Annotated in this window: 18 protein-coding genes; 3 read left to right on the forward strand and 15 right to left on the reverse strand. The window is 36.5% G+C overall.

Annotated elements, in window-relative coordinates:
* Nucleotides 1-9 precede the first annotated feature (9 nt).
* Both arsS and EHW67_RS06740 read left to right on the forward strand, forming a co-directional pair.
* Nucleotides 10-1,065: an arsenosugar biosynthesis radical SAM (seleno)protein ArsS gene (gene arsS / locus EHW67_RS06735; RefSeq protein WP_126161585.1), complete on the forward strand. Its 1,056-nt coding sequence runs from the start codon at nucleotides 10-12 to the stop codon at nucleotides 1,063-1,065.
* Between the two features lie 204 nt (nucleotides 1,066-1,269).
* Entirely contained in the window at nucleotides 1,270-1,884 is a 615-nt protein-coding gene (locus tag EHW67_RS06740; RefSeq protein ID WP_126161586.1) for a TetR/AcrR family transcriptional regulator, read from the forward strand.
* Nucleotides 1,885-2,008: 124 nt separating this feature from the next.
* Here EHW67_RS06740 and EHW67_RS06745 read toward each other — a convergent pair whose 3' ends face one another.
* From EHW67_RS06745 to EHW67_RS06755, 3 genes are all read right to left on the reverse strand, one after another.
* Nucleotides 2,009-3,124, reverse strand: a complete 1,116-nt coding sequence (locus EHW67_RS06745; protein WP_317126854.1) for a glycosyltransferase family 9 protein — start codon at nucleotides 3,122-3,124, stop codon at nucleotides 2,009-2,011.
* Between the two features lie 50 nt (nucleotides 3,125-3,174).
* Nucleotides 3,175-3,777, reverse strand: a complete 603-nt coding sequence (locus tag EHW67_RS06750; protein ID WP_126161587.1) for a DUF4254 domain-containing protein — start codon at nucleotides 3,775-3,777, stop codon at nucleotides 3,175-3,177.
* Nucleotides 3,778-3,940: 163 nt separating this feature from the next.
* Complete coding sequence (locus tag EHW67_RS06755; RefSeq protein ID WP_238389857.1) at nucleotides 3,941-4,786, reverse strand: hypothetical protein; 846 nt, start codon at nucleotides 4,784-4,786, stop codon at nucleotides 3,941-3,943.
* 132 nt (nucleotides 4,787-4,918) lie between these two features.
* Between EHW67_RS06755 and EHW67_RS06760 the strand changes: the two genes are divergently transcribed.
* Complete coding sequence (locus EHW67_RS06760; protein ID WP_126161589.1) at nucleotides 4,919-5,140, forward strand: DUF6341 family protein; 222 nt, start codon at nucleotides 4,919-4,921, stop codon at nucleotides 5,138-5,140.
* A 183-nt stretch (nucleotides 5,141-5,323) separates the two neighbouring features.
* Here EHW67_RS06760 and purD read toward each other — a convergent pair whose 3' ends face one another.
* From purD to EHW67_RS06820, 12 genes are all read right to left on the reverse strand, one after another.
* The gene (gene purD / locus EHW67_RS06765) at nucleotides 5,324-6,595 is read right to left on the reverse strand and encodes a phosphoribosylamine--glycine ligase (RefSeq protein WP_126161590.1); all 1,272 of its coding nucleotides are present in this window, start codon (nucleotides 6,593-6,595) and stop codon (nucleotides 5,324-5,326) included.
* A gap of 57 nt (nucleotides 6,596-6,652) precedes the next feature.
* Nucleotides 6,653-7,633 (reverse strand): UDP-glucuronic acid decarboxylase family protein, encoded by a 981-nt coding sequence (locus EHW67_RS06770; RefSeq protein WP_126161591.1) that lies wholly within the window; start codon nucleotides 7,631-7,633, stop codon nucleotides 6,653-6,655.
* Nucleotides 7,634-7,681: 48 nt separating this feature from the next.
* Nucleotides 7,682-9,034, reverse strand: a complete 1,353-nt coding sequence (locus EHW67_RS06775) for an exopolysaccharide biosynthesis polyprenyl glycosylphosphotransferase (RefSeq protein WP_126161592.1) — start codon at nucleotides 9,032-9,034, stop codon at nucleotides 7,682-7,684.
* A 119-nt stretch (nucleotides 9,035-9,153) separates the two neighbouring features.
* The gene (locus EHW67_RS06780) at nucleotides 9,154-9,894 is read right to left on the reverse strand and encodes a WecB/TagA/CpsF family glycosyltransferase (RefSeq protein WP_126161593.1); all 741 of its coding nucleotides are present in this window, start codon (nucleotides 9,892-9,894) and stop codon (nucleotides 9,154-9,156) included.
* Nucleotides 9,881-11,086 (reverse strand): O-antigen ligase family protein, encoded by a 1,206-nt coding sequence (locus EHW67_RS06785; RefSeq protein WP_126161594.1) that lies wholly within the window; start codon nucleotides 11,084-11,086, stop codon nucleotides 9,881-9,883. Before EHW67_RS06785 ends, EHW67_RS06780 begins: the two co-directional genes overlap by 14 nt.
* Nucleotides 11,058-11,942 carry a hypothetical protein gene (locus tag EHW67_RS06790; protein WP_126161595.1) on the reverse strand — a complete coding sequence of 295 codons (885 nt, stop codon included), beginning with the start codon at nucleotides 11,940-11,942 and terminating at the stop codon, nucleotides 11,058-11,060. Before EHW67_RS06790 ends, EHW67_RS06785 begins: the two co-directional genes overlap by 29 nt.
* A gap of 74 nt (nucleotides 11,943-12,016) precedes the next feature.
* Nucleotides 12,017-13,063 (reverse strand): glycosyltransferase, encoded by a 1,047-nt coding sequence (locus EHW67_RS06795; RefSeq protein WP_126161596.1) that lies wholly within the window; start codon nucleotides 13,061-13,063, stop codon nucleotides 12,017-12,019.
* Nucleotides 13,005-14,240, reverse strand: coding sequence for a hypothetical protein (locus EHW67_RS06800; RefSeq protein ID WP_126161597.1), 1,236 nt, complete (start codon nucleotides 14,238-14,240; stop codon nucleotides 13,005-13,007). The genes EHW67_RS06795 and EHW67_RS06800 overlap by 59 nt, the downstream gene beginning before the upstream one ends.
* Nucleotides 14,241-14,258: 18 nt before the next feature.
* Complete coding sequence (locus EHW67_RS06805) at nucleotides 14,259-15,278, reverse strand: glycosyltransferase family protein (protein WP_126161598.1); 1,020 nt, start codon at nucleotides 15,276-15,278, stop codon at nucleotides 14,259-14,261.
* A gap of 43 nt (nucleotides 15,279-15,321) precedes the next feature.
* Complete coding sequence (locus EHW67_RS06810) at nucleotides 15,322-16,533, reverse strand: polysaccharide pyruvyl transferase family protein (RefSeq protein ID WP_126161599.1); 1,212 nt, start codon at nucleotides 16,531-16,533, stop codon at nucleotides 15,322-15,324.
* The gene (locus tag EHW67_RS06815) at nucleotides 16,530-17,921 is read right to left on the reverse strand and encodes a Coenzyme F420 hydrogenase/dehydrogenase, beta subunit C-terminal domain (protein ID WP_126161600.1); all 1,392 of its coding nucleotides are present in this window, start codon (nucleotides 17,919-17,921) and stop codon (nucleotides 16,530-16,532) included. The genes EHW67_RS06810 and EHW67_RS06815 overlap by 4 nt, the downstream gene beginning before the upstream one ends.
* Entirely contained in the window at nucleotides 17,921-19,384 is a 1,464-nt protein-coding gene (locus EHW67_RS06820; RefSeq protein ID WP_158285090.1) for an oligosaccharide flippase family protein, read from the reverse strand. Before EHW67_RS06820 ends, EHW67_RS06815 begins: the two co-directional genes overlap by 1 nt.
* Nucleotides 19,385-19,387 lie beyond the last annotated feature (3 nt).

Here is a 19,387-nt window from a genome sequence, read left to right on the forward strand (position 1 = left end):
AATATGACAATGGCAACAAAATCTTTAAAAGCAAGGCATGATGTCCTTGCCATGGAAAATAAACAGTTGGAAATCTTGAACGGGGGCATTTTTGAAAGTGGGGAACTGCCCACTTTTAAGGAAAAAATTTCCCAGATAGGGCAGTTCCCCCTACGTCCTAAAAAATTGGAAATTCTACAGATCAATGTAGGTTATATGTGCAATCAGGTTTGTGAACATTGCCATGTGGATGCAGGTCCGGACCGAAAGGAAATAATGACCAGAGAAACTATGGAACAGTGCTTGGCGGTTATCCGGAATACCGGGGCCCACACCTTGGACCTTACCGGGGGAGCCCCGGAAATGAACCCTAATTTTAGATGGTTTGTTGAGGAGGCGGCCAAAGCAGGTATAAAGGATTTTATTGTACGTTCTAACCTTACCATTATAAGGGCCAATAAAAAATATTACGACCTTCCGCAGTTTTTTAAAAAACATAATATCCATGTTATTTCATCCATGCCGCATTACACCCGTGGAAAAACAGATAAGCAGCGCGGGGAAGGTGTTTTTGACAAATCGATCAAGGCTCTTCAGGAGCTAAATGCTGTGGGCTACGGGTTACCGGACAGTTCCTTGCGCTTAGATCTTGTCTACAATCCGTCCGGAGCATTTTTGCCGGGGGATCAGGCGGCCCTGGAGCGCGATTTTAAAAAGGCATTGTTGGAGGATTTTGATATTGAGTTCCATAATCTTTTTGCCATTACAAACCTGCCCATAGCCCGATTTTTGGATTATTTGATAGCCTCCGAAAATTACGAGGATTATATGTATTCCCTAGTAGAGGCCTATAATCCCACTGCCGTTGCCAATGTAATGTGTACCAACACCATTTCTGTAAGTTGGGATGGATGGTTGTACGACTGCGATTTTAATCAGATGTTAGGCCTTAAGGTGGCAAGTAAAATTACGCATATAAAGGAGTATAATGAAGATATACTGAACAACAGGAACATCCTTATATCACAACATTGCTACGGTTGTACAGCAGGGGCGGGCAGTAGTTGTCAAGGCTCTGTAACCTAGGGAGCTTTGATGCATAGCACTGCCCTAAAACTAAATAGTGGCCAACTATTTGGTTTGTTAGGTTATTTAATGGGCTTTCCTAGTTGTTTGTTAGGTGGTTTGGCCGGTTAAAAACTGTTTTTAAGCGGTCTTTTTAAAATAAATAAAGGCAAATGGAGTTAGTATAACAGACTTAATGGTCTGCTAGAAGAAAAACCAAACCAAATGGAAAAACAATTAAAGCGCATGGCCACCATGCAGCGTTTACAAACTACCGGATTGGAGCTGTTTTACCAAAAAGGCTATTATAACACTAGCGTAGATGACATCTTAAAAGAGCTTTCCCTTTCCAAAGGGGCCTTTTATTATCACTTTCAATCCAAGGAAGAATTTTTTATTAGTATTGTTCAAAATTTACTGTTTAGAAAAATTTATAGTGCCCTTATAGAACCCATAGAAGGCGAAGAGGACCCCCTCAATAAAATTGCCCTATGTTTTGATAATGCCCTGGAAACGGCAGAGCATAATTTTCTGGATTATGGATTTGTACTCAGCAATTTTATTACTGAGTTTAATGGAAAGAATCCGGAAATTATGAATTACCTACAGGATATCTTAAAGGTTTGGGAGGTTAATTTGGTGACCGCCTTGCAAAAGGGTAAAACAGACGGTTATGTAAGCCGCCATATAGATAGTGAAGCCGTGGCCTCTTATTTAATATCCTCCTATATTGGGGTTCGCACTTTAATGGTGGAAGGCAACAGCAAGATCTTGCGTTACAAACACATTCAGCAGCTGAGGCAGTACTTAAAATCAATGGAGTACAAAGAGCCAGCTTAATTTATATCCTTTTTTTCTAAGGATACCTGTTCTTTTTTCCTGTCCTACCTATTGTAACTATTCAATTTTCCATGGCGGAAAAAACTTCTTAGTACTATATGCTCTGGCAGGAAAATGGCAGTAATTATTTGTTTAGGATTTCTTCTATTTTAGCAACTACAGCTTCTGGGGCTATACTACGCATAACATTTTTGTAGCCATCAGGGCATTTGTTTCCATAGACCGAGGTGGGTATCATTGGGTATTTATCGCGATTGGACAATAAGGCATTATTTACTTCCTGCCCAAAGGGATAGAAACCTGCATAAGGATGGGTAACTCCCCATAGGCTTAGGGTGGGGACTCCGAACATGGACGCCAAATGGGCATTGCCACTGTCCATGGCTACCATTAGCTGTAGGTGCGAGATCAATGCAAGCTCTTCCGGAAAGGGTAATTTCCCCACCAGATTGACACAGTGGTGGAATTTATGGTCCCAGGCATCCAGCTTTTTTTTCTCTTTTTCCCCGCCGCCAAAGAGCAACAATTGGTATTTTCCCGTACAATTCAGGGCATCAACTACTTTTTCCATGAGATCCAATGGGTACATTTTGCCTTGAAAAGCGGCAAAAGGGGCAATACCTATCCATATCCTGTCATTGCCGGCCACCAATTTTTTGGAGGAGGTCGCCAAGGGTCGTTTAGGGAGAAGGGCTACGGAGTTGAGGTCCAAGGGTAGGCCCAATTCTTTAAAGACATCAGCATAACGCTGGTGGGTAGACTTCAAGGGTTTAAAGACCTTGCTGCTAGGGGAGGTCAAGGCTTTTTTTTCGGCCCTTCCTTTATCAATCTGTACAAAGGGGATGGATTCTAGCTTAAAATAAAGCTTAAGGACCTTGCTGCGCAACACATTGTGTAGATCCGCAACCATATCTATATTTAAAGTTTTTAATTCCTTATAGAGCTTCCAAAGGCCCCATAGGCCCTTGTGGGCATTTTTTACATCGGCCTCGTAGACGCTTACATTGTCCAAGCCATAAAAAAGAGGCTTAAAAAAAGCACGGGTCAATACGGTAACTTGTATTCCTGGGTGTTGGGCAATCAAGGCGGACAAAACCGGAATGGTCATTGCAACATCGCCCATGGCAGATAGGCGAATGACCAAAATATGGGGTGGGAGAGTAGATTTGGAGGCCAATTCACCAGGGGCTGTTTCTAAAGACCTGTCTCCACTTCGCTGTTGTGAATGCTCGTTTTCCATATTGCTCAAGTTGAAATCCCTTTCCTCAAAAAATAATGCGCTTGGGCGACTCAAGGAGCTTTGCGAAGAACCGGATTCAACTCATTGTCATTGTACATTTTCATCTGCTTATAGACTTTCATGTACTTCTTTCCAGATTCTATGTCCTGCAACAACTGATCTATGGCAGAACTCAAATCTTTCTTTTGTTCCAAAAGTATATTGAGCTTGGCTTGGCATTTTTGTTTATGTTCCTCTGAGGCATCCGCTCTATCAACTTCCTCCTGCATATGGTAAATTTTTAAGGCCAATATAGACAATCTGTCAATAGCCCATGCCGGACTCTCGGTGTTTATAGTAGCATCCTTACGTACTTCTACAGCCTGGTATTTGTTCAAAAAATAACTATCTATATACTCTACCAAATCTGTTCTGTCCTGATTGCTGGCATCTATTTTTCTTTTTAGGATAAGGGCGGCAATAGGATCAATATTTGGATCGCGTATAATGTCCTCATAATGCCATTGTACCGTATCGATCCAATTTTTGCGATACAACAAGTGGGCAATATCGTCTTTGGGATAAGGATTGTTGAATGGCTGGGACACATCGTCCTCAATATGGTATTTGGAAATACTTTCGTTGAATATCTTAAAGGCAAAATCGCTGAACATAATAATAGTGTTTAGGACAAAGATACCTTTTATTTAAAAATCGACTTTATTTGTTTAGCCGATTTTAACTATTCCGGTCCTATGAAGAATGGTATGGGAAAAAGGGATTCCAAATGGGTTGCAGGAGACCTTGTTAGGATATTTTAATGAAATGTATTTGGGTTTATTTCATTAAAATATTGGCCAATAGAATTGCGAATGGAATGAATACTGAAGCCATAAGCACCATTTCCGATATGTTCTCTTTTTTTATGGATTGTACGTAGGTAGTAATAAATACCACGGCAGGGAAAAATGTTATTAAAATAGGGTGGGTATCCTGAGAGGATTTCAAGACTTTTACCAAAAGACCAATGAGAAACAACAGCACCACAAGACGCATGGTCACCAATTTGCCTACCCCTACATTTCCCATTTTTATAAAGGCAAGAAATCCGCACAATAGAACTATGGACACGTAAAGAAACAATAGGGAACTATTGCTCCAATCATAGAAATAAACGTGGTTAAACTGAAAATTAAATTGGTAATGATCCCATAGGAAATCTAAGTTATTGCTCAATACAAGAACCGCTGGCACTATAAGTGCCAAAGCAGAAATAGCGGATAAGGGCACTAGCCAATTTTTTATATTCTTGGGCTCATAAAAGTAGATGGCAACCACCACCACTATAAGATATAAGATGGCCCAATCATAGAACAAACTTGCTATCAATATCCAAAAGGTGGCATCAAATGCTTTTAACCTAATATTCTTAAGACTGCGGAAACTTAGGATCCTGCGAATGGACAATAATAGGAAAAAACTACAAAGTATGGCATTGGAATCTACAAGGACCTCCGGGAAAATAACTATCAATAGGGTATAGAATAGAATGGAAAAAGAATTTCCTCCCGAAATTTTGTTGCGTAAGCTTATGAAGTTTACCACAAACAGACTGAACAAAAGTAGGCTTAAAATGCCTGTTTGTCCCAATAACTGTTGGGGTGAATAGGATTTTTGGAACATGAAAAAGTGGACAAACCAGTAGAAGACAAACAAAAATACCAGTAGTATTATGTAATTTATTGGTTTAGTTCTGCCAAAAATGCTTGAAATCATCCTAGGTTTTTATATTTTTGCAAGGTAAATATAATTAAGATGGAATCATTTTTTTACGGTATTGAGGATTTATTTGTTAATGTGCTGTTTGCACCATTAGACGCTTTGCGTTCCATGGAAAGTTGGTGGGGAGCAAATACTTTGAATTGGATTTTTATGTTAATTGGCACCGCTGCCATGGTTTATTGGATGATGGAGTTGAAAAAATACAATGATAAGGGCGAGGAGGATAAGGACGCAACTGCACACTCATACCTTTAGTAGCTTAAAATAGGGCCTTGATTTTTTCAAGGCTTTTTTTATATGGGTTTTGGGATCTCCCAAAACCACCTAATTTCGATAAAATGAATAAGGGATAGCCCAGGCTATCCCTTATTTATGTATTATAGGTCATTATAGGTTGGCGGATCATTGCAGAAAAAATCTACAATGTTGACCTACCTACTATAGATCAAAGCCTAGATCCTTTCGGTAGTACATTTCATCAAAATGCAATTTTTCCATGTTCTGGTAAGACTTCTTAAGGGCTTCTTGGAATGTAGGCCCATAGGAGGTAATGGCCAATACCCTGCCTCCGTTGGTAACAACCTTATTGTCTTTTAATTGGGTTCCAGCATGGAACACAACTGCATCGGACACCTTGTCAAACCCTGTGATTTCCTTACCTTTTTCATAGGCCTCCGGATAGCCACCGGAAACAGCCATAACTGTAGTGGCAGCGCGCTCATCTATCTCCAGATCAATGCTGTCCAAGGTCTGATTTGCAACGGCTTCAAAAATGCTTACAAAATCGTTTTTTACCCTGGGAATGACCACTTCGGTCTCCGGGTCGCCCATTCGTACATTGTATTCTATAACCTTGGGATCATCCCCAACCTTGATCAGGCCAATGAACACAAATCCCTTATAGGGCAGATTATCCAATTTAAAGCCCTCTACGGTAGGTTTTACTATTCTCTCAAGTACTCTTGCCATAAAAGAGCTATCTGCGAAAGGAACCGGGGAAATGGCCCCCATTCCGCCTGTATTTAATCCAGTATCCCCTTCGCCTATTCTTTTATAGTCTTTTGCTGTAGGCAGTACTTTAAACCCCTTGCCATCAGTAAGTACAAAACAGCTAAGTTCTATACCGTCCAAGAACTCTTCAATAACAACGGTTGTACTGGCATTTCCAAATTTGGCGTCTACCAGCATGGTCTTTAACTCCGCCTTGGCTTCTTCCAGGTCGTTAAGGATCAATACCCCTTTTCCTGCAGCTAGGCCGTCTGCCTTTAGTACGTATGGAGGTTTAAGGGATTCCAAAAATGCGTATCCTTTCTCCAAGGTCTCGGCCGTAAAACTTTCATAGGCTGCGGTAGGAATATTATGTCGCATCATAAATTCCTTTGCAAATTGCTTACTGCCTTCCAAGGTGGCCGCTGCTTTTTGGGGACCAATGACGGGAATTTCTTTTAAGGCATCATCGTTCAGGAAGAAGTCGTGCACCCCATTAACCAATGGGTCTTCCGGGCCTACGATGACCATATCTATTTTTTCTTTGAGCACACATTCCTTTATGGCCTCAAAATCGTTTACCCCAATAGGGACATTGGTGGCAATGGCAGCCGTACCGGCATTCCCGGGGGCTACGAAGAGATTACTGAGTCTAGGGCTCTGTTTTAATTTCCAAGCTAAGGTATGTTCGCGCCCACCGGCGCCAAGGATAAGGATGTTCATGGGTAAAAAATTTGTTCAAAAATACGGTTTGAGAGGGAATTATCTATTGGAACCCCTTCATTTATTTGCAGAGAAATCCCGATGTTCCTTTTTCTGCAGCTCTTCGGGAGAAAGGGATTTAAAATATTCATATACCTTTTTAATACCTTCGGCCCTGCTTACCTGGGGCTGCCATCCAAGGATTTCTTTGGCTTTGCTAATATCGGGCTGACGTTGTAAGGGGTCATCTTTGGGCAAAGGTTTGTAGATTATTTTTTGATCGGTCCCCGTGAGTTTTATGATTTCCTCGGCAAATTCCTTGATGGTTGTCTCATGCGGGTTCCCAATATTAACTGGATCTGTATAGTCGCTCTTTAGGAGTCGGTAAATCCCTTCCACCTGGTCGTCTATATAGCAAAAAGAACGTGTCTGGGAGCCATCACCAAAAACAGTAAGGTCTTCCCCCCTCAGGGCCTGGCCCATAAATGCGGGTACCACTCGGCCATCGTTAAGTCGCATTCTAGATCCATAGGTATTGAAGATTCGGACAATCCTGGTGTCTACATTGTGAAAACGATGGTAGGCCATGGTAATGGATTCCATAAACCGTTTGGCCTCGTCATAAACACCTCGGGGCCCAATTGGGCTTACATTCCCGTAGTATTCCTCGCTCTGTGGGTGTACAAGGGGATCACCGTACACTTCCGAGGTGGAAGCTACCAATATCCTAGCGTTTTTTTCTTTGGCAAGGCCCAGTAAGTTAAGGGTACCCAAGGAACCCACCTTAAGGGTTTCAATAGGAATTTTAAGGTAGTCTATTGGACTTGCCGGGGAGGCAAAATGAAGAATATAATCCAGCTTGCCCGGGATATGTACAAATTTGGAAACATCGTGATGCTGAAATTCGAACTGTTCCAAGGGGAAGAGGTGTTCTATATTCTTTAGGTCACCGGTAATAAGGTTATCCATTGCAATAACGTAGTAACCCTCTTTTATAAATCGGTCGCACAAATGCGATCCCAAAAATCCGGCTGCACCGGTAATAAGTACTTTTTTCATTTAGATTGTATTAAGGAAGCTGATCTAAATTTGTTGTCTTCTCCTCTGTTAATATGCTTTTTTTTCACCTGCAATAGCATTGATAACCGTTTGTACGATTATTTTCAGATCCATAAAAAGAGACCAGTTCTCTATATAAAAAATATCAAATTTAGTACGGTTTAAAATGTCTATATCCGTTTCAATTTCACCTCTATAGCCCCTCACTTGTGCCAGACCGGTAATGCCGGGTTTAACAAAATGTCTTAACATATATTTATCCACTTTATTGGCAAACTCGTTGGTGTGTTTTACCATATGGGGTCGTGGGCCTACAACGGACATATTACCAAAGAAAACATTGTAAAACTGTGGTAGTTCATCAATACTTGTCCTACGGATAAATTTGCCCACCTTAGTGGTCCGCATATCATTTTTTACGGCCATAAGACTATCGGCATGTTCATTGGGAGCCATGGAACGAAACTTATAGCAGTAGAATTCTTTATTATCTATACCGTTTCTTTTTTGTCTGAAATAAATGGGGCCTTTTGTTTCCAACCTTATGATCAATGCAATTATAGGGGCTAACCAAGAAAGTATTCCAATGATTACCACAAGTGAAAAAATAATGTCGAAACCTCTCTTGATAGCAGCATTAAGTGGATTGTGAAGTGGTATATCGCGTAAGGAGAGAACAGGGATATAGTCGTAGTATTCGAATTTTAATTTTTTAGAGAAGATATTCTTGTTGTCTGGTATAAATTTTAAGGTTTTCAAATTATTATCGGCAAAGTTGATGAACTCTGTAATTTGATTGTTCTTTAATTCGGACACTGAGCAATAAATTTCGTCAATATTATTCTCTACAATGTAAACGAAGGCTTTATAGATGTCAAAAGAAACGTCTGCAGGACAGAACTGTTTCATGAAGTGGTATCCATATTCCCTTCTTTCATTGAACACATCGATTAGTTGATCTGTTTTTTTGTTTTTCCCAATGACGACTACATTCCTCATGTTCCCTTTTACCCTTTCCCTATATTTCATTAAAAGGATATAGTTTAAAAACTTAATGGTAAATATGGCTAGTCCTACAAAAACAAAATACTCCCCCAAAGCCAATCGGCTCATGTTTGGTTGCTTGAAAAAACCGATAAAGGCATATAAAACCAAAAAGAAAAAAACAAACTGATTGAAGAGCAGTTTTAAAATAAAGGATACTTTGGTATACCTATAGACTTCATAAAAGTTGTTTTTAAACGAAATAATTATCCAAGCCAATGAAATATAGCTATGGAAAAGTATAGGGTATTGAAAGTTTATTGGCAGGAAATAAGCAAAAAGATTGATTACCAATAAGTCAATCCCATAAGATATGGGGGTTATTAGATTGGAATAACGGTGTTTTTTGGAAAACATTAATTTTAGCCGTTCTTTGAATTATTAACAGGCCATAAAGATAATTTTAAAAACTTATAAACTGAATAAAGATTAAGTTCTATTTAATTTTCTAGTGCCCAAATTAGTAAATTGTTGGTTTATTTATTGGAGAGCGCTTCCCTTATTACCAAACCAACAAACTTGCTGTTTCCAATTAAATATCGCTTCCACATTCGTTTTGGCTCTTGGGCTAAACGATAGAACCATTCCAGTCCTGACTTTTGCATCCAAAGTGGGGCCCGTTTCACTTTTTCCGCAATCACATCGAAACTTCCACCAACTCCCATTACAAAATTGACTTTTTGCAACAAGGCTTTATTTTCAAAAAGGAAATTTTCTTTGGTAGGAGAACTTATGGCCACAAATAAAATATTGGCACCGCTTTTTCCAATTTCCCGCGCTATGACCTGTTCCTCATCCTTTTTAAAATAACCATTCCTGTAGCCGGCAATAATTCCGGGTGAAAATTGATTTGTATACTTGTGCACTACTTTTTTAACAACCTCTTCCTGTGCACCAAAGAAAAATATTTTATAATTTTTTTGATGTGCCAATTCTACTAGGTTTTCCATCAAGTCTATACCTGCCACGCGCTCTTTCAATGGTTTTCCCAACACTCTAGATGCCCAAACCACAGCTTGGCCATCAGCATTGATCAAATCACTTTGATTTACGCTTTGGCGCAATTGAAGATCCTTTTGCATGGCCACTATTTTGCTGGCATTTACAACAACATGATGTAATTGTTTGCCTTCCGCTATAGTATTATCCACGATTTGCAAGGTTTCTTTCATGCTAAGGTTGTGAATGGTAGTATTCAGGATTTTAATTTTCTGCATCTGCGTTTTTTTGGTTAGAAGTGGATAAAAATATTGAAGTAAGAAACGAGAATAAAATAAGACCACTATGTCTTTCTAAAATAGATTCTGAAAACATATAAACAAAAAATGAAATGAAAATCAATAAATACAGTGGCTGAACATTTGTATATAAAACATGAAATGTGTGAAATAGTAAAGCAATTAATAAGATTAGACCTATAATACCATAGAAAAGTAATTGCTCCAAATACTGATTATGCGCATTATATTCATCTTTAACTGCGACGTCATAATGTATTTCCTTATAACTTTCCACTAGACCTTGATGACCATCCCCTGTGCCAGCTCCAAAGATTATATTTTTTTTCAAATAATTGTCAAGCACGGCACCCCACAGTTGTACTCTTTCGTTTATATTGGAGGCTTTTTCTTTTGAAATCCGATTTTTTAAATTTGGGGTCAAAAACATAACTGGTAAAATAACCAAAATTAATATTCTGACTGTTTTTATTTTAGGCGATGCAGAATCTTTTTTAGAAAAGGCTCTAATGGTTGATAGTAATGTAGCAAGGATAAGATAAATTAAACTGATCTTAGAACTCAATAAATATAAAACGAATAGTAGGAAGGCTATAGCAATAATTCTATACCATTTAAAATATCCAGTTTTAAATGATAAACCATAGGCTATATTAATAATAGATATACACACAAATAGTGAAAAATAAGTTGTGTGTTTGTCCAATACCTTTGCAAAATCAAGATAATAAAAATAATCTCCTAAATCGTTAAAAGAGAGCCATAATGCTTTTCCTAAGCCTAGCAGAGCTGCTAGGACAGTGGCAATTGAAAATAAATCCAATAGATTCTGCGTTTCTTTTCGGGTTATTTTATCAACGGAAAAAATAATTAGCGGAAATATTAAAAAGGGTATTTTCAGGTTGTTTATTCCCGTGTCAAAGTCAGAAGAATATGTTAACCCTAGAACGGTAATAAAGAAAAGACTTGAGATTATAAAAAAGCTTCCAATGTTCTTTTTTAAATTTTTTTTCTTTTCAGAAAATGAGCTGAAAAACAACCAAAAAATGGCCAAGGCTATAATACATTGAGAATTTAAGTTGTATTTGGGAAATGGCAATGTAACGAGTACTAGGGACAAAAGCCAATAAAAAATTATGTCCTTATTCTTTTTTATCTTCAATTTGTTCAAGTATTATCTTTTTATAGAGTTTATAACCAGAATTATTCAAGAAATATTGGCCGTTATCGAGAATAGTTGCCCCGGCATCATTAAAGCCGTTTAATTCCATAATCTTTATATTTTTATGGCATGTAGCGATTTCTTGAAGAAGCTTATTCATTTTTCGAATTTCTTCATTTTTGGGGTTTTCCTTTAATTCTGGCCATGTATTAAGGTACGTTTTTTGACCTTTTTTAGAAAGTCCATCAGCCAATTGGCTCCAAACTTGCCTATTTTTTGATGTTTTTAGAGATTCAATGAAGATAATATAAATGTCGGCATTGGGAATATTATTTATATTCTTGACCAAGAACTCTATCCCTTTGTTTACTGGGACAGGCATATATGGATAACCATATATGTCTTGTTTTGGACCAATAAAGTTTATGTCGTGATTTTTTTGTTTCATGTATTTTCTTATGGATCGAAATCCTCCCCATTTGTTATCAGAAAAGCCAATGAAACAAATATTAATATCACCATTTTGCATTATTGGTAAATGTATTTCGCTAACTGAGATTGTGGTCTGCCTTAAATTTTTAGGTTGTTGGGTAAGCCATACTCCTCCCCGAAGCTGAATAATACCATCCTTTACTAATTTATATTCATACCTGAAATAATAGAGCTTGCCTTTAGAGGTCTTAATTTTCAAGGTATTGTTGTTGTTTAAATCGTTGAGATTTTTTTTATACCTCAAATTCACAGTATTATGGGCTAATGATATTAACTCACACTCCCCATAATCCATTATCAATTCCGTTCTGTCCCAATCAAAATTTAACTGGGGAAATTCCCTATGGCCTTTTAAGCTAAAATCTATGAACATATAAATGAGAATAGCTAAAAATGACAACGTATATATAAGTTTGTTTGGAAATGGGCTCACTGATGTATTTTGATTTAACTTAAGTAACTGACCAATATTTTATTAAAGACCTTTTCAGCATTAAACCCTTCAAAACTCGTCCATGCATTCTTGGAAAACCGTGGGTAATTTTCTTTGTTTAATTGAAGAATTTGTTTCAATAGGGAGTCTGGATTTTTAGGCAAACATAAAAGCCCATTATAACCATTAGAAATTATTTCATTTATTGCCTTCCAATCACTGGAAATAACTGGCATTCCCACGGATAAGGATTCAATGATGATGCCGGGATAACCCTCTCCATCAAAATATGTGGGTAGCAAAAGTACATCATTTTCCAATAATACATCTATAACCTCTTCCTCGGCCAAAATCCCTTTATAAAAGCAATTACGCTTAGTTAAATCCTGAATTCTATAGCTGTTGGGGGGAATGGGCCCATATATCGAAACGGTATAGGAACTATCCAATTTTTCAAATGTCTCCAATATTAAATCAATGCCTTTTTCCTTAATAACCCTAGAAATAAAAACAAATTTTTTGTTATATGATCTTTTTGGAATCCTGTCGAGAATTTTATCCCTCGAATTGGGTAGCCATATCATATTTGTACTGCTATGGGTGGCAAAGTGATTAAGTAGTTGCTTTGTTTCAAAAAACACGAAGTTAGCCTTAAAAGTGGTGTTGTTGACCATTTTTCTAACGAACTTAGGAGCGGATTTATATTGTTCATAAAAATTGCCACCAAAAAAATGGTATACAATCTTTTTATTAAATATTTTGGCAATCGTTACCAAAATGGGGCCTATTGTTAAATTCATATCCGGTGTGGAATGAATACTCACAACATCATATTTTCTTATAATGAAGGGCATTTTTACGATAAGGATAAAAAAATCTATTATCTGAAATTTTGGCTTCCAATTTTTTCTGAATTGATAATGCGTCAAATCTAGATCTTCTTTCTTTTGAAGGAAGTCCAATATTTTTTTTGACAACATGGTTGCACCTCCTACAGATCTTTTATCTGCTTTGGGAATATTGGCTAGAAACAGTATCCGTGTTTTCTTTTTCTTTTTCATAGTATATTATGGAGGGGATTAATAATAATGAAACGGATAAATAAACCAAATTATTAAGCGAATATGTAAAGAGTGCATCAACGAACAAGGCAAAGTAAATTATTAAAATGGCTTTAAAATATTTTACACGTATTTTCCTTGTTCTTAATAATGGAACAAAGAAAAGAAATAAGTATAACAAAGTGCCAATAAAACCTATTTCTATAAACAAATGGGGGTAAAATGTATCCGTAGTAGGGAGATTTGGTAGGCCGTACCAGTTGAAATTTACTTTGTCATAGTAAGGGGACTTATATTTCGTGGAGGCTGGTCCTCCAAAAGTACCAAGACCTTCACCTATTAGAAAATCGGTTTTTTGCAACATTACCCTGTACGACTCAGATCGTGCTGAATTTCCTTCTGAGATATAGGCTTCAATCCTAATTTTGGCATTGTCCACCATGAAGGCTACCTTGGAAGGAAACAATATAATGGTCATCAAAAAGACAAAGAGGGTTATCCCTATAATTTTTGTCTTTTTATTTGAGAATATAAATAGTAGAAATAAAAATGTTCCTATACCCTTAAATGACAAGCTAAGAAATAAAAAAACCACTGTAAGAACCATAAGTGTTTTCTTGAATTTTCCTTCATAAAAAAAGTCAATAAGGAAATACATGATTAGGTTAAAGAATCCAAATGTGCTAAAGAAGCCCATTAGGCCAGTAGCCCTCAAAACACCGGCAACGGCGGGAATGTTTACGCGCCCCGTTGAGGTATATACATAAAACCATTGGTTTATTCCCTGTGACCAAAAATAATAATTGAAAATTTGGGCTACATAATTTAAAATCAGGAAATAAATCAAGAACTTAAAAAGAAACTTATAATTTTCCTTTATGGCATAACCGTAAAATAGAATTATTATCGGAAAAAGATATCTAATCAATTCTTCAGAAGCAGCACTATAGCTAAACGATAAAAAAAAATGGAGAACCAAAAAAGGAAGGAATAAGGTTGAAAACAGAATAAGGTTTCTGTCAAATTTGCCAAAAACAAAGGAAATCAGAACCATCAAAAGGGCTGAAAATAATTTTAGATAAAGTCCCAAAGCGGGACTGGTAAATCTAAAATACTCCGAAACGAAAATGAGAACCAATGGAAGAACCACGGCTAAATTGTTAATCGAGACTCGCAAAAAAATATTTTTTTGAAGTTAAACTTTTCCCTTTTTGCCCAATTCTTTTAAAGCCAACCTTATATTGTTTACATATCGATCTTTATTATAAAAGATATTAAAAGGTTTGGCATAGTCGCTGTGTAATTCTGAATAATCTATTATTTTGCTTTTTTCGAATTCAATGATTTGATGATTGGCTTCTTCCAATTCAAACTGGTTAGCTAGTGCGATTTTGTGTTTAACGCCTTCCAGGTGTGTTTTAAAAGATTCTATTACATCAGAATATACCGGTATTACACCAGATGCCATATAAGTACATAACTTGTTAGGGGTGGCCACATTATTAATATTAATGTCTTCCCTGATTAAAAAGCCATATTTAAATTTAACCAAATATTCTGATAATTCTTTCAAGGGAACATAATTCACACTGGCATTTACTATTTCGTATTTTTTTAATAACTGCCTGGCCTCCTTCTGTTTGTTGGTTAGGATTTCTAGGGTGGCAGTAGGGATGTGCTTGTTTATTTCTTTAAAAAGTTCCAAAGTCTTGTCCAAACATTGCCACTTGGATAAAGACCCGATGTAAACAAATGAGGGCCTATCCACTTTCATCCCAAAGTTATCCTTTAGGTGAGCATTAAAACAGGGCATGATAAAATACTTATTTCCTTTGTAATTATATTTTCTTTGATAGTGGCCCAACATTGCCTTGGAAACAAAAAAATTATAATCCGATGTGCTTAAACAAAACCACTCCATAAAACTATACATATAGTAGCGCAATTTGTTTTTTTGCCACAAATAGGATTCTTCTGGAAGTATTCCTTGAAACCAATTTATTATGGTGCTACGGGGATGCAATATCCGGGCAAAAAAGTAGTCTTTAACAAAATATGTAACAATTATATCAGCGGTTTTAGCCTCTTTCAAATTTTCAGAAACTTTAAAATTGGACCGCCCCGTTAAGGCTTCACTAATTATTTGTAGATAAAACTGGACAGCATCATTTACAGATTTATATTTCGTTAAGTAAAATAGCGCCTTATATCTCATTGGGCAATAATTTATATTTCAACAATAATATTTTATCACATATTCAATTTTTGGTAGGAACTTTCTGGGGGGGCATTAGAATATGTTCTTTTACTTCGCTTAGGTAACTTGTATTTCTAAGTTCATTTATTTTTGAATAAAAATCCAGTTTATCTATCTCCGAGATTTCTCGTATTTTGGCAATAATAGTGCTTGAGTTGTTGAATTCTTCAAGATCTATTACAAAATTCGTGTTCTTATAAATTAAGTTGGCCATTCCCAAAGATTTTTTACTGTAAGAAAGAAATATCGCGGGTGTATGGGTTGCTACTGCATTTACCGCACAATGCATCCTAGCGGCAACTACTACGTCACACTTCTTAATATGCTCTTTAATTCCTATAAAACCTGGGTCATTTTCAACGATCTCTACATCTTTTCCATGTTCTTCTGAAACTACATCTTTTATTTTTAACATGTACCTATAGTCATCGTCCTTTATATCCTTGGATAGCACATGGGGTAATAATATAACCTTGCACTTAAATTCTTCGATAATATCCGATATGGCCTTGGCTTGTTTTGTAATGGCGTCTTCCAAATTATCTGTGAAGTATAGTGTAGATAATGGACTTAAATTTATGCCAATAACAGAGATCTTGGGTCTATTGCTTTCAGTTTTTACATTGTCCGTGGCAACATTATAAGCAGGGTCAGGGGCGAATAGTACATTTTTTGAAACACCTATCTTTTTAAGGTATTCCAATGTTTCATGTTCTCTGCTAACAATTAGGGATACTTTTTTTAAATGTTGTTGAAATTTCTTTAATATTTTTGGATGATTGTCAAATGGCCCTATAGAGCAACCCCAAAGAATATATTTTTTGCCTTTCTGAATAGCTACATCACCAAATTTCATTAAAGAGTAGGGATAATATCCTGTAGAACTGATAGTATACATGTCTCCACCAATGGATACGATTAGATCATAATCGTTTACAAGGTCAAAAGAATCAATATATACTGGATAGTCTATATTGACATATGATAATAGTTTTCTTATAATACGTTTTATAAGACTATTGTGGAAAGGTCTTTCAATTATTTCAATATCACAGCCTTTCAACCTTTCCTTGTCATCTTCAACATCAAATGAAGCGTAAGTAATTTTCGCTTCTGGAAACATTGTTTTGAGACTGTTTACCGTGCCCCTAACAATTGCTTCGCAACCATAATTATATACTCCCCAAATACCGTACAACAATATATTTTTCATTTACCTTTCAATTTTCTTATCCAATATTTTTTTCTAAACAAATGATCCAATTTGGTATAAAACATAAGCTTCTTTTTAGTTGCGGAAATGTTTTTTTCAAAATTGGATTCCATTTTATTTCTTTCCATTTTCCAAAAAAATGTACTTTCATTTTGAATTCTTTGTCTTAGCCTAAAAATTTTAGCTTTAATAGGATTTTCTAAAAAAACCTTCTTAGTCCTCTTGGGAGGAACGATCTTGTTATCCTTTTCAGCCCATTTAAGGCGATATGACAGCCCTTTTCTTCTATGGTTATAGTTTCCTTCCTGAGAAAGAAATGCCTGATTTTTAGTAATTACATCACAAATTAATTGTTTTTCCGCAATTCCATCTGAAATTAATTGTTTGGCTAAAACGGTTCTTGTAATTATAAGGCTATTTCCACGACCATCCTGATTATATGGAGGTATCCAAGCGTCACCTAAGGAAATATCCGCCAATTCCCCTGATAAATCTTCACAAAAATCGCATGCGTTGGGCTTAAAGTATCCGGTGCCCCACATATCACCTACTTCTTTCATCGGTAATATGCGCGGGTTCTGTTCTCCTTTTTTAGTACAGGAAAAGGAATAGTCCCCTGCACTAGAATCTATATTTTTTACCCGATACTGCGATTTGGTAATTTCGTTAGGTTTGACCCCAATTTTGGAAGCCAAATATTCTGTAAAAAACGAGCTTTTTAATCCTCCGCAAAAAATGCTAATCGTGAATATTATGTGATTCCATTTTTCTGGGTCATTTATTTGGGCCAGACGTATCGCCTTAATGGAACACGGTAAACCTATCAACGCATAATTCCTTTGTTTGTTTTGGGAAAGTCTTAATACTTCACTTAGTTCAATTGGGTAGTATTTGGTTTTAGAGGATAAGTCTAATTGCTCGGGATTATCAATTATTTTATATCTGAAGAGCCTATTGTTCAATGATGTATCTTCAACGGTGGTAATGACGGCATCTACAATTTTCTCGCGGAGCATTTTCTTTAGTAACCAAGTAGCAATTCCTCCAGAGGATGCTTCCTCGCGATAAGTTTTGGCATAACCAACATGAAGGGAGTGATATTTTCCAAAGGCTTTGGAATGACCGTAATGATCTCCCTGAATATTTATCTTATCGGAGATTTCGTCCTCTGTTCTTACTTCTTCATCAGGAAAAGGATTGAAAGGACAAACCTTAAGACAATTACCGGTTTCATCACACTCATTATTTTCTATATAGGGTTCATAGGTTCCGTCTTGGTTCAATTTAATTTTAAGACTGTCTGTGGGACAGACCGGTTCACATATCCCACAACCTACACACAAATTGTTGTCGACTACATTTTTAACTACATTATTGTATTTTCTCATTAATCTGTTAGTAATAATTTATAAAATAAAGAAGCAAAAACGCCTAATGACGTTATTAGTCCCAAAATTCTAATTTCAACATTGGAAACATCAAGTTGGTAGAGCGAAACCACAAGGATAGAAAAAATAATCCAAATTAGGATGGATAATCTGGATTTGATCAGCGACAACGGGATTATCTTTCTTTTTACATATAGAGGTATAATAATTACAGTATTGACTACATAAGCAATAAAATATGCGAAAGCCATTGACTCTGCGTTCTTGATTTTTGTGAAATAGAAAACTGAAAGTAGTAATAACCCCCAAATTAAATTACTAAGAAAGCTTAGCCACATTAGATTATTTACGATCATAATCCTTGCAATGCCTTGTTTGTACAACATTATTGTAGTAGTTGCAAGTATGATAAACAAAGTGCCCTTATAATTTACGTCTTCCATATACTCCTCTCCCAATAAAATTCCATAAATATTGGGGAAAAAGAATATCGGCAAGACCATCAACACGCCGATGGCCCAAGGAATAATAAGATTTAACCGTTCTATCTTTTTATTGATTTTCTCTTTAACCATGATAGTGATCAAAGGTGCATCTAATGTGGTTGTGATCATCATTACCAAATTCTGAAATAAAATTAGTGCGGTAAATAGGCCTAATTCCTTGAATCCGTTTTGGTGGTTTACCATGATGGTATCCAAGCCCCATTTAAAAGGCATGACCATAATTCCCGTTAATATGGCCGGTAGGGTAAAATGTCTGAGTATTGGATATTCTCCCTTAAATTTAAAAGAAAGTGCTATCTCGTTCTTGGCAAGGTTTTTTCTTAAATAAAAAATTCCCAATAACACCAGAATTAAGGTGCTAATAGTGAAACCTGCGAAAGTACCTTCTACACCATATTTAATAGTTCCGTAATATAAAAAACAGAGAAGGCTTATACCATAGAAAAAGTTGACCACCATCAATGACTTAAAATCCTTAAAACCTCTCAGGCAACCGGATAAAAGACTACTAAGGGCACTTAAAAATAAAAGGAAAGAACTTATTTGTAAGGTCACCAATAAATCTGGTGCGTTTAAGATATTATTGGCAATGAAAGAGGAGCCCGCAAACAAAAGTAAGCTTAAAATGAAACCTATAAGAGTAGAAACAGTAAGGGTTAGACTTATAATTTTACCTACTCTTTCTTTGTTTTTCTCCAATAGTTCTGGAATGAACTTGGTAGTTGTAAGAGCAATTCCAGATCCTACAAATATTACAAATACATTGATTGTGGAACGTACAATTCCTACCTCACCGTTTCCTTCCTTCCCTAATATTTTTGCGACCATCAACCAAGACACAAAAAGCAATCCCTTTGAGATTGCGGAACCTAATAATGACCAGAAGGAATTAATGGAGAATTCCCTTAAATCTTCCGATTTGTTCACTTTTCCAATAAATTCCTTTACTCTTTTCAATCT

It is taken from the genome of Arenibacter aquaticus (assembly GCF_003957295.1).
Classification (GTDB): domain Bacteria; phylum Bacteroidota; class Bacteroidia; order Flavobacteriales; family Flavobacteriaceae; genus Arenibacter; species Arenibacter aquaticus.